A 22439-nucleotide genomic window follows, 5' to 3' on the forward strand; every position below is an offset into this window, starting at 1 on the left:
GATCGGACTTTAACGGCCCTCGATTTTTTTATTCTATGATTTCGCCAGCCCGGCCGAATCGAATGGATGTTGAAAATCTGCCACATCCCGATATTCATTCGGAATGCGGCAGGCCACGATCATTCTTCCAGCTTCTGCACCAGCTCAGGCAGCAGACCGATATGCTCGAGCTCGTAAAATCCAGGCGTCCCATCGGGTTTCTCGCCGTTCTCGTGCGCCCAGTTGAGCGGGTGGGGGATGTAAACCGCACTGCCGCCCAGCGCCAGCACGGGCAGCACGTCCGAGCGCAGGGAATTGCCCACCATCAGGAAGCGTCCGGCCGGGATGGCGTGCTGGGCCAGCAACCCGGCGTATTGACTTTCGGTTTTGTCGCTGACGATCTCAACGTGCTGGAAGTACTTTCCCAGCCCCGAGCGGTTTACCTTGGCCTCCTGGTCGAGCAGCTCGCCCTTGGTGATGAGCATCAACGGACAGCGCAGGGCCAGCCGGGGGATGATCTCGGCGACATGCGGCAGCAGTTGAATGTCGGCGGTCAGCATGGATTTGACGGCATCCAAAATGGACTGGATCTCCCGGCCGGTGACGCGCCCATCGCTGACCTGGATGGCGGTCTCGACCAGCGACAATCCGTAGGACTTGATGCCGTAGCCGTAGATCTTCAAATTGCGCATTTCAGTCTGGTAGAGGCGCTCGGCGACCCACGCGGCGGGGCGATAAGGCTCCATCACCCGTTCGAGAACCTGGCGGGTGCGCAAATAGATGACCTCGTTCTCCCACAGGGTATCGTCCGCGTCGAAAGCGATCATGTCGAAAAGTTTCACGGACTTCACTCCTGCAGGGCCCAATCCACGGCCGCTTCAGCGTGGATGCGCGTGGTATCGAAGAGCGGGGCGGGATGGTCCTCCTGTTTCACCAACAGGCCGATCTCCGTGCAGCCCAGGATGACGCCCTGCGCTCCCTGAGCCACCAGGTCGTCGATGATGCGCAGGTAAGCAGCCTTTGATTCGGGGCGGAGAATGCCAAAGCCCAGTTCCTGGTAGATGACGCGGTGGATGATTTCGCGGTCCGCCGCAGTCGGGGTGATCACGCGCAGCCCAAAGCGTTGGCTCAGCCGATCCTTATAGAACCCCTCTTCCATGGTGTATTTCGTTCCCATAAGGGCGATGGTGTTCAGGCCGGCCGCCTTCACGCGCGCGGCGGTGGCGTCGGCGATGTGCAACAGCGGAATGCTCACCGCGGATTGGACGGCGTCCATCACTTTGTGCATGGTATTGGCGCAAATCAGTACGCATTCTGCGCCGGCGTGTTCCAGTTGCCGGGCCGCCTTGGCCAACTCGCGCCCGGCTTCGTCCCATTCGCCGCGTTCCTGCTGCATCTCGAGCGGTGCGAAATCGATCGAAACCATCACGCATTTGGCCGAATGCAACCCTCCCAGGCGCTGGGCCACGCGTTCGTTCAGGATACGGTAATATTCGACGGATGATTCCCAGGTCATGCCGCCAATCAAACCAATCGTACGCATAGGCGCCTCCTGCGCAGGATTATAGCATGATGGCGGGTCAGATCAAACGCTTGAGGCGCGGGTGGGCGGCCAACAGGGCAGCCAATCCGAGCGAGAGCCCGAAAATGGCCAGAGAAACCAGCGGGATGAGCAGCGGTGGCGCGGCATCGACGCGCCCACCGAATTTGATGAACAAATCCAGGAAGATCGGGTGAATCAGATAGACGCCGAAAGTCAACCCGGCCAGGTCGAACAGAGGGCCGCTGACATTTTCCAGGGCAGCCGGGTCAAGGCGCTGGCAGCAGCGGAAAGCCGCCGCGGCAGCCAGTGCCACGCCGGGACTGAAGTATTCGAATGCCAGGTCCCAGGGCAGAGAGGGCGAACCGAGCGCCAGCAGCCCGGCCGCGACGGCGGCTGTCAGCAGGCAGCTCAGGACGAAAACTGCGGCGTAGAAACCGATCGAAAAGCGCGGTGTGTGTTCCGCCAGCCAGCGCCCGAGCAGGAAATAGCCGGTGTAAGGCAGCCAGAGGAAGGGAAACCACATGCCCGAAGCGCCGGCATTGCGCCGCAAATAGATATCCAGCATACCCGCGGCCAGGATGACCCCGGCCAGGGTCAACTGCCCGGCCGGCTTGAGCCTGGCCCGCAGCGCTGAAATCAACGGGGCCGCCAGGTAGAGCCCGGCGATCATGAACATGAACCAAAGGTGATAATAGGGCTTGCCTTCGAGCAGCGGCTGAACGAGGGACGCGAAATCGATGCGCCGGTCGTTCAGGAAGATCCATAAAATGTAGAACACGCTCCAGAAAAGCAGAGGCAGCAGGATGCGCCGGAAACGGGTCCGGTAAAAAAGGCGCGGGTCGCGGTGCAGCGGGCGGTCGAGCAGCAGCGCGCCGCTGAGCAGCACAAAGGCCGGTACGCTCCAGCGGCTGAATGCGGCCAGCACATCGGCGGACAGCCAGCCGGGGCGCTCGAGGGCGGCAGCCGGCATGACGGCCGCGGTGGCGACATGCAGCCACACCACAAAAAAAATGGCGCTGACGCGCAGAATGTCGTATGCAGGATTGCGTCGCATCGATCGTTGAAAAGAGTATACGGGAAAGGCGAGTCTCCGAGGGCGGCGTTGACAGGCGGGAAGGTTAAAAAAACGCCAATGGATGGCGTTCCCTGTATCCGATTGACTAGTCAACAGTAAAAAATTTAATATATGAATCATCCTATATTTAGCACAAAAGTAATATTGAAAAACGGATGATTAGCAGGTATGCTTATTTTTGTGATGTTCATCCCCGACAGATAAAATTTAATCACCTATGTTCGACCTGGCTTATTCGTGCAGGGTTCGTTTAGTGTGTAAAGAAGGGAGTCGATCATGGAGATGGCAATGGATAACATCCTCGCAGTCATATTGGGCGGCGGGCGCGGCAGCCGGCTGTATCCATTGACAAAAATGCGCTCCAAACCGGCCGTTCCCATGGCCGGGAAGTACCGCCTGATCGATATCCCGATCAGCAACTGCATCAATTCCGGCATCTACCGGATCGCGGTGCTGACTCAATTCAATTCGGTCAGCCTGCACCGCCATATTTCGCGCACCTACCAGTTCGACGCATTTCACGTTGGCTGGGTGCAGGTGTGGGCAGCCGAACAGACCATGAGCAACATCGACTGGTACCAGGGCACCGCGGACGCCGTGCGCAAGCAGCTCAATGAAATCCGCTCGGCGGGGGCGGCGTATACGCTCATCCTGGCGGGCGACCACCTGTACCGCATGGATTACGGGTTGATGGCGAACTTCCACGCCGACCTGGACGCCGATATCACCGTGGCCGTGCAGCCGGTGGCGCGCGAAAACGCTTCGCGGTTGGGCATTCTCAAGCGGGGTGAAAATTACCGCATCACCCGCTTCGCCGAAAAGCCCAAAGAGCCGGAAGCGCTCGAAGCCATGGTCAGCCTGCCCAATTCCGACCGGCCCTTCCTGGGGTCGATGGGCATTTACCTGTTTAAAACCGAGGTGTTGGTCAAGCTTTTGGAGGGCACCACATTTACCGATTTTGGCGGCGAGATCATCCCGACCGCCATCGAAAATTATAAAGTCATGGGCTACGATTTCAACGATTACTGGGAGGATATCGGAACCATTCGCTCGTTCTACGAAACCAATTTGGCGCTGGCCTCTCCCAACCCGCCCTTCAATATCTTCGATCCAAAGCGGCCCATCTACTCGCATGCCCGATTTTTACCGGGCACCGTTCTGCAGAACAGCCGGCTGGAAAACGTTCTGCTGTCAGACGGCTGCTGCATCAAGAACGCCGAGCTGCGCAACTGCGTCATTGGCGTGCGCAGCCAGATTCGGGATGGGGTTAAGCTGTACAATACCATCCTGATGGGTTCGGATTACTACGATGAGGTCAGCAGCGCCAGCAGTCCGGATGACGGGCGCATCCCCATGGGGATCGGTGAAGGATCGATCATCGATGGCGCCATCATCGACAAGAATGCGCACATCGGGCGGGGGGTTATCATCCGGCCTTTCCCGCGCGATTGCCGGGATATCGACAACGAAAATTGGTTCGTGCGGGATGGGGTGGTGGTCATTCCCAAAAACGCCACCCTCCTTCCGGGCCTGACCATCGGTCCTGAATTGTTGAACCAAACGGATTAGATTCGGTTTTCACTGGGCAGAAATTTAGACTCTGCCCGGATTTTTAGAGAATAGGAGAAGTGCTTATGACACAAGCAGCAAAAGAAGCCCTCGTGCCGGCCGCCTCAGATGTCGAGGTGACGTGGCATGCCATGAGTACTGACGAGGTCCTGGAAAAACTCCAGACGCCCCTTCAGGACGGGCTGAGTTCCGAAGAAGCTGCCCGCCGTCTGGCGAAGTTCGGCCCCAATCAGTTAGTGGAAGCGCCTCGTCCGTCCTTCCTGTCGCTGGTTTTCGACCAATTAAAGAGCCTGGTCATTATCCTGCTAATCGTTGCTTCCATCATTTCGGCTTTACTAGGTGAAACGGTCGACGCGATTGCCATTATTTCGATCGTTATCCTGAATGCCGTGTTGGGCGTAATTCAGGAAAGCCGCGCCGAACAGGCGCTGGCCGCGCTCAAGAAGCTGGCCGCGCCTGAAGCGCAGGTGCTGCGCGACGGGCACCGCACATCGGTGCCGGCGCGCGACCTGGTGCCCGGCGATGTGGTCTTCCTGGAAGCAGGCAACTTCATCCCGGCGGATGTCCGCCTGCTGGAAGCGATCAATCTGAAGGTCGAGGAAGCCGCGCTGACCGGCGAATCGACGGCCGTGCAGAAGAACGCCGCGGCCGTGCTGCTGCCGGATGCTCCGCTGGGCGACCGCAAGAATACCGTCTTTATGGGTACGGTGGTTTCCTACGGACGCGGCCATGGTGTGGTTGCCTCCACCGGCATGCACACCCAACTCGGTTTGATCGCCACCATGCTGCAAACCGTGGAAGCGGAAGAGACCCCGCTGCAGCGCCGCCTGGATGAACTCGGCCGGATTTTGGTGTGGGGCTCGCTGGCGATTTGTGGCCTGGTATTCGTGGTAGGTTTCATCCGCGCCATCGGCTCGCTGGGTGGTTTCAATCAACTCTTCACCGAAGCCGGCTTGCAGGCCGTCGTCGACATGTTCATGATCGCCGTCAGCCTGGCCATTGCGGCCGTGCCCGAAGGCCTGCCGGCCGTGGTGACCATCAGCCTGGCGTTGGGCATGCAGGAAATGGTTCGCCGACACGCGCTCATCCGCCGGTTGTCATCGGTGGAAACGCTCGGCTCAGCCACGGTCATCTGCTCGGATAAGACCGGCACGCTCACTCAGAACGCCATGACCGTCACCCGTCTGTGGGTGGACGGTTACTTCATCGATATCAGCGGCACCGGTTATAAACCCGAAGGCGAGTTCTTCTATAACGGCAAGAAGATCGACCTGCACGACTATCCCGGCGCGCTGACTACGCTGTGGGTTGGCACGCTGAACAACGACGCCATGCTGGACCAGTTGACCTCCGAATCCGGCGAAATCAGCCACCGCATCGTCGGCGATCCGACCGAAGGTTCCATCCTGGTGGCGGCCGCCAAAGCCGGCCTGCTGACCGAGGCCATGCATTCGGCCTTCCCGCGTTCGGGTGAAATCCCCTTCGACTCGGTTCGCAAGCGCATGGTCACCGTGCACAGCCTGGTGGATCCGCGCATGGAAATCGCCCCGTCAGCGGTTGCCGGACGCACCGAGCAGTATGCCATCGCGGTCAAAGGCGCGCCGGATGTGGTGCTCGGTCTGTGCACCCACTATCTGGATATCAGCGACAAAACCGTCAAGCCGCTGGATGAAGCTGCCCGGCAGCGCATCCTGGCTGCCAACGATGAACTGACCAAGGACGCGCTGCGCGTGCTGGGTATGGCATACCGCGTGATAACGGCCATGCCCGAACAGGCAGACAACGACGAGTTGGAAAAAGATCTGATCTATGCCGGCCTGGTTGGCATGATCGATCCGGCCCGCCCCGAAGTCAAACCGGCGTTGGTGGAAGCGCGCGGCGCTGGCATCCGCACCATCATGATCACCGGCGACTATCCCAATACGGCTCGCGCCATCGCCCAATCGATCAGCCTGCTGCGCCCCGGACACAATGTGTTGACCGGCGCCCAGCTCAATGAAATGAGCGACGCCGACCTGAATGAAGCCGTCAAGACGACGGATGTGTTCGCCCGCGTCTCGCCCGAGCACAAGATGCGCATCGTGGATGCGCTGCGCTCCAACAACGAAGTGGTGGCCATGACCGGCGACGGCGTCAACGACGCCCCGGCCATCAAGCGCGCCGATATCGGCGTGGCGATGGGCATTACCGGCACGGATGTAGCCAAAGAGACCGCCGATATGGTGTTGACGGATGACAACTACGCCACCATCGTCTCGGCCGTCGAGCAGGGCCGCATCATCTACGCCAACATCCGCAAGTTCGTCTTCTTCCTGCTTTCGTCCAACGTGGCCGAAATCATGGTCATCTTCCTGGCCACGCTGGCCGGCCTGCCCACCCCGCTGACCGCCATCCAACTGCTGTGGTTGAACCTGCTCACCGACGGCGCCCCGGCCCTGGCCCTGGCCATGGAGAAGGGCGATCCGGACGTGATGGAGCAGAAACCGCGCGCCAAGTCTGAACCCATCATCAACAAAACCATGGGGTCGGGCATCATCGTCCAGACCATCATGCAGACCTCGGCCGTGCTGCTGGCTTTCTGCACCGGCCTGATCTGGGAACTGGCCGCCGAAGGGCTGCCCGTACCCTCCGGCCTGGCCGGTCTGGGTTACCTTCTGCAGCACGGAGATTGGAACCTGGTGGATGGCGGTGTGCGCACAGCCGAGACCATGGCTTTCATGACCCTGTCCTTATGCGAACTGTTCCGCGCCTACACCGTCCGCTCAGAACGCGTCTCGCTCTTCAAGTTGGGCTTCTTCTCCAACAAGTGGATGCAGTACGCTGTTGGCGCTTCCATCGGCCTGCTGCTGCTGGTGGTTTGCGTGCCGTTCCTGCAGAACGTGTTCGATACCCACTTCCCAACCTTGCGGGAATGGGTGATGGTGATCGGGCTGTCGCTCCTGCCGGCCATCGCCGAAGAAATCACCAAGTACTTCCACCGCCGCGCCGAAGCGAAGGCAAAGGCGCAGGCTGTAGCCGACTGAGAATCACTTTTTCCGACATTAAGGGCGCACTCCGGTGCGCCCTTTTTGATCCAGATAAGAATCTTCTAATCCCACAGGTTTTCAGCGGGTGTCGAGTCCGTTGATTGCCCCTGCCGGGCGTGGTAGAATCGAAATCGGGAGCGTACGGATACGCCGCCTGGCCGGGAATCATCCTGGGCAGGGTAATCATTTATCTTTTTGGAGGATTGAATGGATCAGCAGGTAGCGACCTTTGCGGTGAAATCGGGTTTGGCTCAAATGCTCAAGGGCGGCGTGATTATGGACGTGGTCACACCGGAACATGCGCGCATTGCTGAAGATGCCGGCGCTTGCGCGGTGATGGCCCTGGAACGCGTTCCCGCCGATATCCGCGCCCAGGGCGGCGTGGCGCGCATGAGCGACCCCGATTTGATCGAACGGATCATGTCGACCGTTTCGATCCCGGTGATGGCCAAATGCCGCATCGGTCACTTCGTTGAGGCGCAAATTCTTGAATCGATCGGTGTGGATTATATTGATGAGTCCGAGGTACTGACTCCCGCGGATGAGGAAAACCATATTTACAAGCATAACTTCAAGGTTCCTTTTGTGTGCGGCGCGCGCAATCTGGGTGAGGCCTTGCGGCGCATCGGGGAAGGCGCGGCCATGATTCGCACCAAGGGCGAGGCCGGCACCGGCGATGTGGTGGAAGCCGTGCGCCACGCGCGCACCTTGATGGGTCAGATTCGCCACCTGCAATCGCTGCAGGATGAAGAAGTGATGGCTTTCGCCAAGGAATTGGGCGCCCCCTACGAATTAGTGGTTGAGACCCGAAAATTGGGCCGCCTGCCGGTGGTCAATTTTGCCGCGGGCGGTGTGGCCACCCCGGCGGACGCTGCTTTGATGATGCAGCTCGGCATGGACGGCGTTTTTGTCGGCTCTGGCATTTTCAAGTCCGGCGATCCGGCCAAACGGGCTGCCGCCATCGTCAAATCCGTCACGAACTTCAACAATCCCGCCGTCCTGGCTGAGGTCAGCCGCAATTTGGGCGAGGCCATGGTTGGCATCAATGTCACCAGCATTCCTGAAAAAGAGCTGCTGGCCGGACGGGGCTGGTAAGCGCATGCGGATTGGGGTGCTGGCGCTGCAAGGCGCATTTCATGAGCATCAGGTCATGCTCGAGCATCTGGGAGTGGATGTGGTCCAGGTGCGCCTGCCGGCCGACCTGGAGGGGTTGGATGGATTGATCCTGCCCGGCGGCGAGTCGACCACCATCGGCAAGCTGGCCGTGGATTTTGATCTGATGGACCCGTTGAAGGCTTTTGCCGCGGAACACGCCCTGTGGGGCACCTGCGCCGGGGCCATTTTCATGGCGCGTAAGGTGGGCCGCCCGCAACCGGTGTTGGGTCTGATGGATATTGTGATCGAACGCAACGCGTTTGGCCGCCAGGTGGCCAGTTTCGAGACCGATCTGGACGTGCCAGCGCTGCGGCATTTGAACGGCGGTGGGAAGGCATACCATGCCGTGTTTATCCGCGCGCCGTTGATCGAAGCCGTGCAGGGGACGGCCGAGGCGCTGGCCACACTTCCCGACGGACGGATCGTTGCCGCCCGGCAGGGACGCTGGTTGGTGACCTCGTTCCACCCTGAACTGACCCAGGACGACCGTTTCCATCGTTACTTTCTGGAGCTGGTGCAATCGAAATTCGACCGTTAGACTGGTATGATCTTCCGGCGGTTTTCCGCTACCGAAACCAGGTACTGTACCTCGACAGTGCGCTGCGGCTGACGCATGGAAGTCCATTTAAATTGGCCGGCATGCTCACCCGCCTGCGCCCGACGAACGAATTTTTTACCGCTGTCGCCCCGTCTTCGGATGGGACGACAGCGCTGATCGGCCAGGTCTTTTATCACGGCGGCGAGAAAAGCGCCCGTTTGAGTTACCTTTTACCGCTGGGCCAATTCCCATCGCCGGCGCTGACCGCGCTGGTGGAAGCCCTGGCCTGGCAGGCCGGCGAGTGGGGCGCGTTTCACCTGCTGGCCGAGGTGGAGGAGCGCAGCCCGGCTTTCGAGGGGCTGCGCGCCGCCGGTTTTTCCACCTATGCCCGCCAGCGCGTTTGGCGCATCGATGCCCCGCTTCCGGACCAGCCGGTTCCCAATCACTGGCACGCGGCCGCCGGCATCGATGAACATGCGGTCCGAAACCTGCACAATCTGGTGATACCGCCCCTGGTGCAGGCCGCTGAACCGTTGAATCTGCACCTTTCGCACGGCATGATCTTCCACCGGGGCGGTGAACTGGCCGCCTATGTGGAGGTGATCGGCGGGCCGAACGGCGTTTACCTGCGCCCGTTGATCCACCCGGACGTGGAAGAAACGCCCACATTGCTGACCAGCCTGATCACCCGGCTCCATCCGACGCCCAAGCGGCCTGTCTATGTGGCGGTGCGTTCCTACGAAGCCTGGCTGGAACCTCCGCTGGAAGATCTGGGGGCCAGTGTTGGACCGCGCCAGGCGCTGCTGGTGCGCCATCTGGCTGAAGCGCAGCATGCGATGCAGGCTATGCCGCGCTTGAACATTTTGGAAAATCGGGCTGAACCCGGCGCGCCCATCGCGCGCAATATCCAGTCCAACACCGATCCCGTGAAAATTCAGGAGCCTTGATCGAATTTATGACTCAACGCAGAATAACAGATGATTTACACGCCCTTCTCGGCGTTTTGCCTGTGCCGATTGCCGAGGCCGTTGTTCGCGGTAATAACAGTGATAATTTACTGGAAATCATCCTTGACCTGGGCCGCAAGCCGATGGCGCGTTTTGTCGACAGCGAAATCGAGCTGCTGCCCGAAGAAGTGGCCCACGAGGATATCGATTATGTCGTCTCGCGCATCGGCGAAGTGGACGCCGACAATCGCGCGGGCCTGGAACGCACGCTGCACCGCATTTCGGCCATTCGCAACCGCCGCGGGCATATCGTTGGCCTGACCTGCCGCGTTGGCCGGGCGGTCTACGGCACCATCGATATCATCCAGGATCTGCTGGAGACGGGAAAGAGCATTTTGCTGCTGGGCAAACCCGGCATCGGCAAGACGACCATGCTGCGCGAAGCGGCCCGGATTCTGGCGGAAAGCAAACGCACCATCATCGTCGACACCTCCAATGAAATTGGCGGCGACGGCGACGTGCCCCACCCGGCAGTCGGCCGGGCCCGGCGGATGCAGGTGGCCAAGCCCTCCCTGCAGCATGAGGTGATGATCGAGGCGGTGGAAAACCATAACCCCGAGGTGATCGTCATCGATGAAATTGGGCGCGAGTTGGAAGCCGCTGCTGCGCGCACCATTGCCGAACGCGGCGTGCAGTTGGTGGCGACCGCGCACGGACGGACGCTCGAGAATCTGCTGCTCAACCCGACCCTCTCGGACCTGGTCGGCGGCATCGAATCGGTGACGCTCTCGGATGAAGAGGCCCGCCGGCGCGGCACACAGAAAACCGTGCTGGAACGCCGCTCGCCGCCCACCTTCGATGTGCTGGTTGAGATTCAGGAGCGCGATCGCCTGGCCGTCCATGCCGATGTGGCTGCAGCGGTGGATGCGCTCCTGCGCGGCTACCCGCTGGCGCCGGAGATTCGCGTGCGCGCTGCCAGCGGAGAAATTCAGATCGAAAAACCCGCGCCAACTCAGGCAGTTTCCCGCCAGGCACGTGGGGCCGGCCGCCGGGGTACGGCGGAAGCTTTTGGCGGGCCGCAGCGGGTGAGCGGTCCGGTCCGAACGACGCCGAATTATGCGGAGATGCGGGAGGAACCGGCCGAAGAAAACGCCGTCCAGGCTACCGCCGTGCATACCATCCGTGTTTTCCCCTATGGCGTGGCCCGCAACCGCCTGATGCAGGCTGCCAAACGCCTGGGCGTGCCGGTGCTGGTGGTGCGCGAAGCGGAAGAGGCCGATGTGGTGATGACCCTGCGCGCCTATTACCGCGCGCGCGAACAACCGATCGTTCAGGCCGAAGAGCGCGGTTTGCAAATCTACGCCTTGCGCGCCAACACCATTGCCCAGATCGAACAATCGCTGGCGGCCTTGTTCAACCTGCCGGAGGAAAGCCCGCTGCCCGGCGACCTGGTTAGCGCGGCCAGCCAGACGCAAACTGCCATTCAGGCCGTCCTGGACGGGCAACGTTTCGTCGATCTACCGCCGGCGGTCGCTTCCATCCGGCGCATGCAGCATGAAATGGCCCGCCAGGCACAATTGGTCTCCCATTCATACGGCAAAGAACCCAACCGCCGCGTGCGGATTTTCCGCGATTAATTTTGAACGATATAGAGGCTCAAGCATCCCATGTTCATCACTCTGGAAGGCCCCGAAGGCAGCGGAAAGACCAGCCAACTCCCCGATCTGGCCGCTTTTTTGCGTGAGGATGGCTGGAACGTGCTGACCACGCGCGAACCCGGCGGCACCGATATCGGCGACCAGGTGCGCCAGGTTCTCATGCGCATCGACAACACGGCCATGGATCCGCGCGCCGAAACGTTGCTGTTTCTGGCAGCCCGCGCCCAACTGGTGGCCCAGATCATCCGACCGGCATTGGCCGAGGACCGCGTGGTCATCTCGGACCGTTACGGAGATTCGACGATCGCCTACCAGGGTTACGGTCACAAGAACGATTTGAACACCATTCGCCAGATGCTGGCTTTTGCTACCGGCGGGTTGATCCCGGATTTGACCATCCTGATGGACGTGGATCCGGCCATCGGGCTGCGCCGAAAAAAGAGCGAGGGCGAGTGGAACCGGATGGATGCCTACGAGCTGGAATTCCACCGCCGGGTTCGGGCCGGGTATCTGGAACTGGCGCGCGAAGATCCCAAACGCTGGGTGGTGTTGGATGCCAGCCAATCCCGTGAAATGGTACAATCGGCATTGCGCCAGGTGGTCCTGGCGCGGTTGACACCTCCTTCGGTAGCTCACAACGCGTAGAATACGGTTGGAAACCACCCCAGGACGATCTATTAGAGAGAAGAAGGAAGAACCCTTGAAACGCACATATTGGATTTCAGTATTGATGCTCGTCGCTGTGGCGCTCTCGGCCTGCGGCGCGCAAGCGACCCCCGCGGCAACGGCGACGGTAACTACAGCTCCCTCTCAGGCGGCAACGGAAACCGGTGCTTCCATTACGCCCACGCCGACCGAAGTGGTCGACTGCAAGGTCGAATCCCTGTTCATCGACCAGACGGATAAGAATACGAATTTACCGCCGGTTTCCGATCAGGACTGGAAAATTGGCGCAGACGGCGCCAAAGTAGTCCTGATCGAGTACAGCGATTTTCAATGTCCATATTGCCAGCAGAGCTCGGATGGACTGAAGAAGTTCGTCGAGGACCATGCCGGTGAGGTGCAACTGGTTTATCGTCCCTTCCCGCTGCCCAGCCATGACAAATCGCTCATCTCCGCTCAGGCGGCCGAAGCGGCCGGCCTGCAGGGCAAGTTCTGGGAAATGCACGCCATCCTCTTCAAAACCGCCACCTGGGAAACCTGGACGTCGATGTCGGTGGATGATTTCAAGACCTGGATCGTCGATCAGGCCAAGACGATTGACGGCCTGAATGTCGATCAGTTCTCCAAGGATCTGGTCAGCGACGCCATCGTCAAGAAGGTAGCCGACGAACAGGCTGCGGCGAATACCCTTCAAATTCCGGGTACGCCTTCGTTGTACATTCTGATCGATGGAAAGGTCTATTTCACCCCCGCCGATCAGGTTCCCACCGATGCCAGCACGCTGCAGTTGATCCTGGATCTGTGGGGCTTCAAGGATAAGCAGTACACGGCCTGCCCGCCGACGGTGATCGATGCCAGCAAGAGCTACACGGCCACGTTGGATACCACCAAGGGCAAGATCGTCATCGAACTCTACCCTGATAAGGCTCCGCTGGCGGTGAACAGCTTTGTCTTCCTGGCGCGGGATGGCTGGTTCAATAACATCCCCTGGCACCGGGTGGTGGCCGACTTCGTGGCCCAATCTGGCGATCCGAGCGGCACCGGCGCAGGCGGCCCGGGATACCTGTTCAAGAATGAAACCAACGACCTGAAGTTCGACGCCGCCGGCATGGTGGGCATGGCCAATTCGGGCGCCAACCGGAACGGCAGCCAGTTCTTCATCACCCTGGCCGCGGCTCCCAACCTGGATGGCAGCTATACCGTTTTTGGAAAGGTGATCGAGGGCCTGGATGTCGTCAAGTCGTTGACTCTGCGCGATCCACAGAACGACGCCGTGCTGGCTGATCCGGACATGATCAACAGCGTGACCATCGAGGAAAAGTAGTGCCTTCGGAAAATCGTTTCAACTGGGGCTCATTCGGTCAGCTCCTCATCAGCCTGCTGGGAATTCTCTTCGGGCTGGGAGGAGCTGGCCTGCTGGCGCTTTTGGGGGTGATGCCGCTGATCGATGGTTCGACAGACGGCCAGCAGATCACCAGTGTTTTGACGATGGCTTGGGGCGGATTATTGGTGGCTGCGATTTGCCTGCCTTCGGCAGTGCTGGCGGTGCGCAGCCTGATGGGACACGCTCCATGGATGCGAGGCGGACGCCGCAGGCTGGTTTTTGCCAGCCTGCTTTTACTGTTGTGGCCGCTGGCGCTGGTCCTTGCCAACGCCACCGCCGGCAGTTCGCAGTCCTGGCTCTTTTTGCCGCCACTGCTGATCCTCGTGGTGGGCATCCCGGTCTTCTGGTTGACCAGCGCGGTTCGAAGCGGCTTGCCGCCTGAAAGCGCCCAACGTACCTGGGGTGTGGCCTCCTTTGGCCTGGTCATCGGCCCGCCGCTCAATCTGCTGATCCAGATTGCGGTGCTTTTGGTGGGCGTCGTTGGCTTCGGCGTCTACCTGGCGGGACAACCCGGGCTGCTGGGCGAATTGCAAACGTTGAGTCAATCCTTTAACTTGCAAAGCGACCCCAACCGGGTGCTCGATCAATTGCGCCCTTACCTGGAACAACCGGGTATTCTGACGCTGGGGATGCTGTTCATCTCCGGATTGGTGCCGTTGATCGAAGAATTGTTCAAACCGCTGGGCGTGTGGTTTTTAGCCGGCCGAAAATTGACCCCCGCAGCCGGTTTTGCAGCCGGCGCCTTGAGCGGCGGTATGTTTGCCCTGCTTGAAAGCCTGGGTTATCTGTCGAGCGCCTCGGCGGACGGTTTCATTACTTTCGCGCTGGCGCGCACCGGCACGATGTTGTTGCACGTCACCACTGCCGGACTGGTCGGCTGGGGGCTGGGCTCGGCGCTGGGAGAAAAACGATATCTGCGCCTGGGGTTGACCTATCTGGGCGCGGTCGTGTTGCACAGTCTCTGGAACACGGCCGGAATTCTACCCGCGCTGGTGGAAATTCCCTTTCTTACCGATCGATTACAGGGTCTGGCGACGGCTTCACCCTATTTCCTGGGCGGCCTGAGCCTGATCATGGTTGTGATTTTAGTGGTATTGAACCGCCGTTTACGCGCGCCGGCTGTCGAAGGCGCGCGCATTTGAGTCTGATGACGGTTATGGAGTGAATGGATGAACCTGATTAGTTTGGGAATTGACTTTATTCTGCACATGGATCATTACCTTACCCAGATCATCAATTCGGTAGGGGGATGGACGTATCTGGTGCTGTTCGTGGTGATTTTTATCGAAACCGGGTTGGTTTTTACACCGTTTCTGCCGGGCGATTCACTGCTGTTCGCGGCCGGGGCGCTTTCCGCCCTGCCGGATAGCATTTTGCACGTGCAGTGGATGTACCTGCTGCTGGCGGCGGCTGCTGTGCTGGGCGATACGGCCAATTACTGGATTGGCCATTTCTTCGGCCGAAAACTGTTTGGCAACCGCTTCCTGAAGAAAGAATATCTGGACCGTACGCAGACCTTCTACGAGAAGCACGGCAACATCACCATTTTCCTGGCGCGCTTCATCCCCATCATCCGCACTTTCGCGCCCTTTGTCGCAGGGATCGGCAAGATGTCGTACGTCCATTTCATCACCTACAACATCTTCGGCGGCGTCCTGTGGACAGCGTTATTCATCTTCGGCGGCTATTTCTTTGGCAATCTGCCGTTCGTGCAGGAGCATTTCTCGTTGATCGTGCTGGCCATCATCTTCATTTCCCTGCTGCCGGCCGTATATGAGGTGCTCAAGGCGCGATCGGAGAAGAAACAAAAGGAACCACAACCCAAGCCCGAAATCGAGGCCTGATCGATCGAGCTTGACTTTCAAGAAGGTGGGCGTTGATATGCCTGCCTTCTTCGCTTTTAGAAGGTGGAGAGCAAATTGGCAGCCGGTTTCAGAATGCCGACCTTCGAGCCATCGAGTAAAATAGATTGCATCGGAGTCGTTGGATGAAAAAAGAGACTTTACGCAACACACTTCAATTCCTGTTTCGTCACCTGACGCGGCTGGAATATTACAATCTGGAAAATCTTCCAACCAGCGGACCGATCATCCTGGCGACCAATCATCTCAGCCGGCTGGATATTCCGTTGTTGTTTATCAATCCGGTGCGCGCGGACGCCACTGCGTTGGTTACCGATAAATATTTGCATTACCCGATTTTTCGCTGGTTCACCAAGACTGCCGGCGGCATCTGGTTGGATCGCGAGCACGCTGATTTCGCGGCCCTGTCCGCCTCCAGGGAGGTGCTGAACCAGGGCATGATGTTGGGCATCGCGCCGGAGGGCACGCGCAGCAAGACCAAGGAGCTGCTGGAGGGTAAGCCTGGCACGATCCTCATCGCGCTGCGCAGCGGCGCACCGATCGTGCCGACGGGTCTGTATGGAACCGAAGATTCGATGAGCCGCATCCTCACGCTGCAGCGTCCGCGGATCATTGTCCGCATCGGCAAGCCGTTCCACGTTCCGCCGCTCGACCGTGAGAAACGCAGCGAACAACTCAAGTACTGGACGGACGAGCTGATGCTGCGCATCGCGGCCCTGCTGCCCGAGAAATATCACGGCTTCTACCGCGGTAACCCGCGCATCCAGGAGCTGCAGGCCGAGCAGGGCGAATTTTCCGGACCGGTGTTTCTGTAGACATTCAGCCATGCCATCCAGCGCCTTGATTCTCGTGACTGCTTGCGGATTGTATGGGGTGGTGCATTCACTGCTGGCCTCGCATACTGCCAAGCGCCTGGCCGAAGCGCGCTGGGGAGCGGCCGCCCGGCGCTGGTACCGCCTGGGGTTCAGCTTGCTGGCCGGCTTTTTGCTGCTGCTGCCGATCTTGTGGCTGGCCTGGAAACTACCCGACCGGGTGATCTATCGGATCCCTTTCCCGGCGTTGATCCTGAGCGGCCTGATTCAGTTGGGCGCGGCGCTGGCGCTGCTGGCAGGATTGCTGCAGACCGGCGTAATGCGTTTCCTGGGGGTTGGTCAGGCGCTGCATCCGGAAACAGCCGGCCCATTGATCGCCGGGCGCAGGCCGCAGGAACTGGTGGTCGACGGCGTGTATCGCCGGGTGCGCCATCCGTTGTATACCTGCGGGCTGGTCATCATCTGGCTTTCGCCGGTCATGAGCTGGAACCTGCTGGCATTGAATGTTGGAATGACGGGCTATATTTTGATCGGCATCTACTTCGAGGAGCGCAAGCTGCTGGCGGAGTTTGGCGAGGCTTATGCTGAATACAAGCGCCGTACGCCGGCGTTGATACCGGGGATGAAGAGGTTTCACCACAGAGACGCAGAGGACACAGAGAAGAAATAAAGAGGAAAAAGAGAAGAAGGGTTCACCACGGAGACACGGAGGACACGGAGAAGAAATAAAGAGGAAAAAGAGAAGAGGTTCTCACCACGAAAGTCGTGGAAAAAGATAAAGAGGAAAAAGAGAAGAAGGGTTCACCAGGAGAGCACGGAGAAGAAATTTACAGAAAAAAGAGAAGAGGTTCTCACCACGAAGGGCGTGGAAAAAGATAAAGAGGAAAAAGAGAAAAGAGGTTCACCACGGAGACACGGAGGACACGGAGAAGAGATAAAGAAGGAAGAACAAAAGAGAAAAGGTTTTCACCACGAAGAGCATGAGGAAAGATAAAGAAGAAAAACAAGATAAAAGAATGGTTCACCACGGAGTTCACCGAGAAGAAAAAAAAGAATATTGGAGTCTCCGAAGAAGGTTGTAGAATATTTTTAGCGATTGAATGATCAACCGATTTCGATGGGAGGGATGATCGATGGACAATCCTCTCGCATTCGAATCCAGACATTTCCGCTTGCAGGCTCTGGCGGACGGCGTTCTGACCGCCATCGCGGCCAACGGCGGCTGGGCGATCTGCAATTCCGGCCTGATCGATCTCGGCGAGCAAATTGTAATCTTCGATACCTTCCTGACGCCGCAAGCCGCGCAGGATTTGCGCTGGTTTGCAGTCGAGCAGTACGACCGGACCCCTCAGTTCGTCGTCAACAGCCATTATCACAATGACCATATTTGGGGAAACCAGGTTTTTGCAGCCGATGCCCAGATCCTGTCCAGCGTTCGCACCCGCGAACTCATCGCCACAGAGGGGATGGAGGAACTGCGCTGGAATCAGTCCAACGCAGCCCAGCGCCTGGAGTCTCTCCAAACCCAGTTCCAAAATGCAGGCGATCCCCGACAAAAACAGGAACTACTCCTGTGGATCGGCGAATATGAAGGCATTGTGGAGGCGCTGCCGCAATTGAAGGTCTGCCTGCCGGGCGTCACCTTCGATACCCGGTTGGAGATTCACGGCGCCCGGCGGGCCTGCGAATTGGTCACCTTCGAAGGCGGGCACTCCGGCAGCGATACGATCCTTTACCTTCCCGAGGAAGGGATCGTCTTCATGGGCGATCTGTTGTTCGTTGGCGCCCATCCATTTCTGGCGGATGGCGACCCCCAGGCGCTGCTGATAGCCCTGCGGGAGGTGAGCCGACTGAAGGCAACCTGCTTTGTGCCCGGTCACGGCCCGCCCGGGAGCCGCGCGGATGTCGAACTGCTCAGCGCGTACGTCGAGAGCTGCCTGGAGATCGCGGGCAGGCTGGTGGATGCCGGAAAATTCGACGAAGCGGCGATTAAAGAAGTCCAGATTCCTGAAGCTTTTCAGGCCTGGCAACTGGCCCAATTCTACCGGAGCAATCTGCGTTTCCTGTGCAAACGATTGAGCCTGGCAGAAAACGGTGCTCGGGATGGGTAAAGAAATCAGGTGAAGTATGAAGTCGAGATTCCACTCATCTCTGGCTTTCGGAATATTCCTCCTGGCGCTCTGCTGTTCCGCCTGCACCCCACCTGCACCTACCCCGACACCCCTCGCCAACCTGGATGACCTGCAAACTGCGCCGGGTCATTTGAATGTCGCGCTACAGGCCGCGGAACCGGATACTTTCGCTGGCTTATGGATCGAACATGAGCCGGAATTCAGGGTGATCGTCCTTTTCACCGCGGATGGTGAAAAGACCCTCCAACCCTACATTGCCGGCACCCTTCTGGAAGGGAAAGTTGAAGTCCGTCAGGCGAAATACAGCCTGGCCCAATTGACCTCCACCGAGCATGAGATTAATCAATTGATGCGGGAACAGGCGCTGCCTTTCTCGGCCTCCGTCGAGATCCAGGAAAACCGGGTGGTCGTTTATATTACCGACCAGGCACTGTGGGAAAATGCCCTGCGCGAAAATGGCCTGGCGCTGCCCGACTACGTGGTTGGCGAGGTCATCTATGAACCCCTGCAGGGCCAGCCTGATTTCCCGGTCACGCCGGTCGGCGGCCTTTTCTTTCCACAGTTGCGGGCCCGCAGCGTGGTGTTCATGACAGCCTTATTGGAAGGCCAACTGGTCCTGGAGGACGGCTGCCTGCGTGTGGTGACCGGCTTTGCTCCCCAGGGCAGCCTGATTATCTGGCAGCCGGATTATTTTCCGAGTCAAAAGGGCGATCAAATCGAGATTCTCGACCGGAATGGGCTGTCCGTGGCGCGCGTCGGGGAGTCGATCGCGCTGGGGGGCGGCGAAATCCAACTCAGCGACGATACCACCCGTCAACTGCGCGAATCCATCCCGGCTGCCTGCGCGGGTCCCTATTTTCTGATGGGAGAAATCGTCGGGCAGTCAAAGCTCACGCCGGCGGCGACCGGAACGCCGGCTCTGCAGCGCGCAACGCCGACGCTCTGGCCCACCTCCACGCCTGGACCGGCCACCTCCGTCCCAACAGCTTCAGCGACCCCCACCCGCACAGTGGTTACCTGTACCGGCGCTCCCGATACTTTGTTAAATGTTGGCGACTGGGTGCACGTCAGCCTGGAGCAGCCCATCTCCAATCGAATTCGCAGCACACCCAATATCAATTCTGAAATGCTCGGCAAGATTCAACCCGGTGAGATGGTCCAGGTCCTGGATGGCCCGGAATGCGCCGATGGCTATGTGTGGTGGTTCGTCCACAGCCTGAGCGGGTTGCAAGGCTGGACGGCAGAAGGTGACAGCACCGGCGATTGGATCGTCCGGCCACTGGATGGATTCCTGTACGATACCACCGATGAGAGTTCGACTTCGACGATTATCCTGGAGCAGGAGGAAAAATACCGGATCATCCTGGCCGGGACATACAGCTTATGGATCCCGTCTCAATGGACGGACCCGGGTGTCTGCATCTGGGGAAAATCCGATCCCAGCCCGATGATTCTGTCCCGGGGAAAACCCAACGGCCGGGTGGGTTTGGATCCTTTTGTCGTCTATGCCCGACCTTTCTACCGAAACGATTGCCAGGATCCAAATCTGGTTCCGGCGGAAGAAAGAATCAGCCGGATCGCGATCAGTCTGGATGGCGGCGTCGATTATTCCATCCCGCGTCCGGTGGAAGCTGTGTATCGCACGAACCACACCTATGTGTACACCGTAACCGGCGAAGGCTATCCGTTGAAAATCAGGCTGGATGATCCGGTCTTGAACGACAACTATGGTCAGATATTCGTCATGATCGAGAGAATCAAACAGTGATGTTCCCCGGGTCGCTTCCGGGCGATCATTTCCCTTCGATCCACATCTTCTGGCCATCCGTCGCCAGGCGAATCCACTCGTTCAACTTCGTCCAGTGCGCCGGGCCGTCGCCGTCGGCAATGATCCACTGCGCCTGCCAGGCCTCGAAGGTCCGGTCGGCCTGGCCGAGCACCAGCACCTGAACGGATGGCGACTGATCGGGCGGCAGTCCGTTGGGCCAGGCGATTGCCAGACCGCGCCATTCGAGCGCCAGCGCCGCGCCCTGGGCGGTGCTTCCCAGGGAACGCAGGGTCAGGTCATCATCCAATTGCAGCGCCTCGCCTGCGGCAAGCGATTCCTGGAGGATCTGCAACCGGTCGAGCGCGCTGGCTTCGGGGGCCGCGGCCCAATAGAGCTGCGCCGGCGGGCAGCGTTCCAGCAGATCGGCCAGATCGCGATCGGGTGGGGTGAAGAGGACCAGGGCGTCCAGGCAGCGCATGGAGGGCAGGGCCTCTTCGAGCGCCGGGGAGGGCTGCCCGGCTAAAAGCACACTTCGCCCGGCCGGCGTGGTGATCAGTGCGCTGCTCCCGTTGAAAAATTCCACATGCAGGCGGCCGTCCGGCAGCGGCAGGGTGGCCTGCCAGGCGGTGATCGCCAGCAGACCGACCGCGGCGATGGAAGCTGCCGGGTGAAGCAGGCGACGCAGCGCGTGGCCGGCGGGCAGGCGCGGCAGGAGCGTGACTGCGAACAGAAGGGCGTAGAATAGCAGGGCGGCCGCGGGCGTGATTTGCCCGATCGAGATGGCCCCGGCCGGCAGGCTGGAAAGCAGGGCGGTAAGGCGCAGGGTGTAAGCAGCCAATGGCCAGGCCAGCCAGGCCAGGAGCTGGCCCAGCGGCAGCCAGAGCAGTCCACCCAACAGGGACAGGCCGCCCAAAATCATCAGGGCCGGCTGCGCGGGCAGCACCAGTGGGTTGGCAATCAGCGCCGAAAGCGACAGGCGCCCGAAATGGTAGGCGATGACCGGCAGGGTGGTAATCTGCGCGGCCAATGTGAAGAGCACGTATTCGGCCAGCGGCGCGGCGATCCGCCGCGCCTTGCTGGCGGGCAGGCTGCGCTCCAACCAACCGGTCAGTCCGCTTTGCAGCGGGCCGGCGTACAGCACCAGGCCGAGCGTGGCCATGAATGAAAGCTGGAAGCTGGGATCCCAGGGCAGCCAGGGATCGAACAGGCACATCAGGGCGGCGGTGAAAGTCAGGCTGTTGGCGCCGGCCTGCCGCCGGCCGATCAGCCCGCCGAACATGCCCACTGCGCCCATGATGGCGGCACGCACCACCGGCGGCGAACCACCCACCAGCACGGTGTAGGCGGCGATCAACAGGATGGCGGCGACGGTTGCCGAAACGCGCGGCAGGAGCCGTCCCAGCAGCGCGACGAACAGGCCGGCCAGGATGGCGATGTTGAAGCCTGAAATGGCGACGATGTGGGCCGTGCCCGTATCCCGAAAGGCCTGCTGGGCGCTTTCGGGCAGATCGCTGTCGTCTCCAAGCAAAATGCCGTCCAGCAGGGCAGCCTCCGGCTGCGGGTAGAGCTGCCGTAGCACGGTGGCCGAGCGTTCGGCGAGATCGTAGATGCCCGCGATCAGCGCCGAACCGCAGCCGCGCCCGGTGCGCTTGGCCTGCGGCGCGGCCAACTGGCTGTGAACGCCCTGCCGGGCCAGATACTCGCGGTAGGAAAAACTGCCGCCTTCCGGCGGCGTGACCGGGCGGGCCTGGATTTCCAGACAGTCCCCGTAACGCCAGTTTCCATCCGCCGGCAGCGTCACCAGGGCCAGGCCATGCAGGGGCGCCAGGCTTCCGTCCGCTGCGACCTGGGCTGTGACTGAGAGGCGCAGGCGGGTTCCGGAGGCGGTCCTTTCAGGCGCGCCGGCAACGCTGGCCCGCAGGGTCAACGCGCCGTGATCGTTATAATAGGCCAGGTTCTGAGGGCCGAAAGACGGCCGCGCCAAAGTCCCGCGCAGCCCACCCAGGCTAAGCGCGACCAACAGTAAGGCCATGGGAATGCGCGCGAAACGCCGCCAGCGCAGCAGCGCGGGAATGCGCACATAACGCATTTCCAGCAGGCTTAAAAGCACGCCGGCGGCAGCCCCTCCGGCCCAGAGAAGGGTTGGCAGAGCCGAAAGACCGTCGGCCAGGGCTAATCCAGCCAGGAAGGCAAGCGAAAGCCAGAGCAGCGGCAAATTGTTCTCTCCCTGTCAAAATCATTATAAATTGGAAAGAAAATGGCATGCCAAAACACCGGCTCGAGTTTTGCACTATAATGGCTTGGATTTGATTTTAGCTGTAAGAGGTG

General features: G+C 60.0%; 18 protein-coding genes. 14 read left to right on the forward strand and 4 right to left on the reverse strand.

Annotation, left to right across the window (positions count from 1 at the left end):
* Positions 1-119 precede the first annotated feature (119 nt).
* Genes LARV_RS04110 through LARV_RS04120 form a run of 3 tightly spaced genes read right to left on the reverse strand, consistent with a single transcriptional unit; the run spans position 120 to position 2576 of the window.
* Positions 120-821, reverse strand: a complete 702-nt coding sequence (locus tag LARV_RS04110) for an HAD family hydrolase (protein ID WP_201785873.1) — start codon at positions 819-821, stop codon at positions 120-122.
* Positions 822-826: 5 nt separating this feature from the next.
* Positions 827-1522 (reverse strand): aspartate/glutamate racemase family protein, encoded by a 696-nt coding sequence (locus LARV_RS04115; protein WP_075072441.1) that lies wholly within the window; start codon positions 1520-1522, stop codon positions 827-829.
* A gap of 37 nt (positions 1523-1559) precedes the next feature.
* A complete protein-coding gene (locus LARV_RS04120) occupies positions 1560-2576 on the reverse strand; it encodes an acyltransferase (RefSeq protein ID WP_075072442.1) in 1017 nt (338 codons plus the stop codon).
* 309 nt (positions 2577-2885) lie between these two features.
* Here LARV_RS04120 and LARV_RS04125 point away from each other — a divergent pair, with 309 nt between their 5' ends.
* From LARV_RS04125 to LARV_RS04195, 14 genes are all read left to right on the forward strand, one after another.
* Positions 2886-4166: a glucose-1-phosphate adenylyltransferase gene (locus tag LARV_RS04125; protein WP_236709922.1), complete on the forward strand. Its 1281-nt coding sequence runs from the start codon at positions 2886-2888 to the stop codon at positions 4164-4166.
* A 65-nt stretch (positions 4167-4231) separates the two neighbouring features.
* Positions 4232-7189 carry a cation-translocating P-type ATPase gene (locus LARV_RS04130; RefSeq protein ID WP_075072443.1) on the forward strand — a complete coding sequence of 986 codons (2958 nt, stop codon included), beginning with the start codon at positions 4232-4234 and terminating at the stop codon, positions 7187-7189.
* A gap of 210 nt (positions 7190-7399) precedes the next feature.
* Positions 7400-8287, forward strand: a complete 888-nt coding sequence (pdxS, locus tag LARV_RS04135; protein WP_075072444.1) for a pyridoxal 5'-phosphate synthase lyase subunit PdxS — start codon at positions 7400-7402, stop codon at positions 8285-8287.
* A 4-nt stretch (positions 8288-8291) separates the two neighbouring features.
* Positions 8292-8885, forward strand: a complete 594-nt coding sequence (gene pdxT, locus LARV_RS04140) for a pyridoxal 5'-phosphate synthase glutaminase subunit PdxT (protein WP_075072445.1) — start codon at positions 8292-8294, stop codon at positions 8883-8885.
* A 92-nt stretch (positions 8886-8977) separates the two neighbouring features.
* Positions 8978-9832, forward strand: a complete 855-nt coding sequence (locus tag LARV_RS04145; protein WP_075072446.1) for a hypothetical protein — start codon at positions 8978-8980, stop codon at positions 9830-9832.
* A gap of 8 nt (positions 9833-9840) precedes the next feature.
* Positions 9841-11469 (forward strand): R3H domain-containing nucleic acid-binding protein, encoded by a 1629-nt coding sequence (locus LARV_RS04150; protein ID WP_075075108.1) that lies wholly within the window; start codon positions 9841-9843, stop codon positions 11467-11469.
* A gap of 30 nt (positions 11470-11499) precedes the next feature.
* Entirely contained in the window at positions 11500-12135 is a 636-nt protein-coding gene (gene tmk, locus LARV_RS04155) for a dTMP kinase (protein ID WP_075072447.1), read from the forward strand.
* A 55-nt stretch (positions 12136-12190) separates the two neighbouring features.
* Positions 12191-13477: a peptidylprolyl isomerase gene (locus tag LARV_RS19835; RefSeq protein WP_083522308.1), complete on the forward strand. Its 1287-nt coding sequence runs from the start codon at positions 12191-12193 to the stop codon at positions 13475-13477.
* Positions 13477-14679: a PrsW family glutamic-type intramembrane protease gene (locus tag LARV_RS04170; RefSeq protein ID WP_075072448.1), complete on the forward strand. Its 1203-nt coding sequence runs from the start codon at positions 13477-13479 to the stop codon at positions 14677-14679. The genes LARV_RS19835 and LARV_RS04170 overlap by 1 nt, the downstream gene beginning before the upstream one ends.
* A gap of 27 nt (positions 14680-14706) precedes the next feature.
* Positions 14707-15381 carry a DedA family protein gene (locus LARV_RS04175; RefSeq protein ID WP_075072449.1) on the forward strand — a complete coding sequence of 225 codons (675 nt, stop codon included), beginning with the start codon at positions 14707-14709 and terminating at the stop codon, positions 15379-15381.
* Between the two features lie 143 nt (positions 15382-15524).
* Positions 15525-16214 carry a lysophospholipid acyltransferase family protein gene (locus tag LARV_RS04180; protein ID WP_075072450.1) on the forward strand — a complete coding sequence of 230 codons (690 nt, stop codon included), beginning with the start codon at positions 15525-15527 and terminating at the stop codon, positions 16212-16214.
* Between the two features lie 10 nt (positions 16215-16224).
* A complete protein-coding gene (locus LARV_RS04185) occupies positions 16225-16881 on the forward strand; it encodes a methyltransferase family protein (protein WP_075072451.1) in 657 nt (218 codons plus the stop codon).
* 463 nt (positions 16882-17344) lie between these two features.
* Positions 17345-18322: an MBL fold metallo-hydrolase gene (locus LARV_RS04190; RefSeq protein WP_075072452.1), complete on the forward strand. Its 978-nt coding sequence runs from the start codon at positions 17345-17347 to the stop codon at positions 18320-18322.
* Positions 18323-18338: 16 nt separating this feature from the next.
* Complete coding sequence (locus tag LARV_RS04195) at positions 18339-20111, forward strand: SH3 domain-containing protein (RefSeq protein WP_152031686.1); 1773 nt, start codon at positions 18339-18341, stop codon at positions 20109-20111.
* 25 nt (positions 20112-20136) lie between these two features.
* Here the strand turns inward: LARV_RS04195 and LARV_RS04200 are convergent, their stop codons facing one another.
* Entirely contained in the window at positions 20137-22326 is a 2190-nt protein-coding gene (locus LARV_RS04200; protein WP_075072454.1) for a ComEC/Rec2 family competence protein, read from the reverse strand.
* Positions 22327-22439: the final 113 nt, after the last annotated feature.

The sequence above is a fragment of the Longilinea arvoryzae genome (assembly GCF_001050235.1).
Taxonomy (GTDB): domain Bacteria; phylum Chloroflexota; class Anaerolineae; order Anaerolineales; family Anaerolineaceae; genus Longilinea; species Longilinea arvoryzae.

Excerpts from the sequence above, each read along its gene's own strand:
- LARV_RS04115 (WP_075072441.1), bottom strand. The coding sequence starts at position 1,522 with ATGCGTACGATTGGTTTGATTGGCGGCATGACCTGGGAATCATCCGTC.
- LARV_RS04120 (WP_075072442.1), bottom strand. The coding sequence starts at position 2,576 with ATGCGACGCAATCCTGCATACGACATTCTGCGCGTCAGCGCCATTTTT.
- LARV_RS04125 (WP_236709922.1), top strand. The coding sequence starts at position 2,886 with ATGGATAACATCCTCGCAGTCATATTGGGCGGCGGGCGCGGCAGCCGG.
- LARV_RS04130 (WP_075072443.1), top strand. The coding sequence starts at position 4,232 with ATGACACAAGCAGCAAAAGAAGCCCTCGTGCCGGCCGCCTCAGATGTC.
- pdxS (WP_075072444.1), top strand. The coding sequence starts at position 7,400 with ATGGATCAGCAGGTAGCGACCTTTGCGGTGAAATCGGGTTTGGCTCAA.
- pdxT (WP_075072445.1), top strand. The coding sequence starts at position 8,292 with ATGCGGATTGGGGTGCTGGCGCTGCAAGGCGCATTTCATGAGCATCAG.
- LARV_RS04150 (WP_075075108.1), top strand. The coding sequence starts at position 9,841 with ATGACTCAACGCAGAATAACAGATGATTTACACGCCCTTCTCGGCGTT.
- tmk (WP_075072447.1), top strand. The coding sequence starts at position 11,500 with ATGTTCATCACTCTGGAAGGCCCCGAAGGCAGCGGAAAGACCAGCCAA.
- LARV_RS04175 (WP_075072449.1), top strand. The coding sequence starts at position 14,707 with ATGAACCTGATTAGTTTGGGAATTGACTTTATTCTGCACATGGATCAT.
- LARV_RS04180 (WP_075072450.1), top strand. The coding sequence starts at position 15,525 with ATGAAAAAAGAGACTTTACGCAACACACTTCAATTCCTGTTTCGTCAC.
- LARV_RS04185 (WP_075072451.1), top strand. The coding sequence starts at position 16,225 with ATGCCATCCAGCGCCTTGATTCTCGTGACTGCTTGCGGATTGTATGGG.
- LARV_RS04190 (WP_075072452.1), top strand. The coding sequence starts at position 17,345 with ATGGACAATCCTCTCGCATTCGAATCCAGACATTTCCGCTTGCAGGCT.
- LARV_RS04195 (WP_152031686.1), top strand. The coding sequence starts at position 18,339 with ATGAAGTCGAGATTCCACTCATCTCTGGCTTTCGGAATATTCCTCCTG.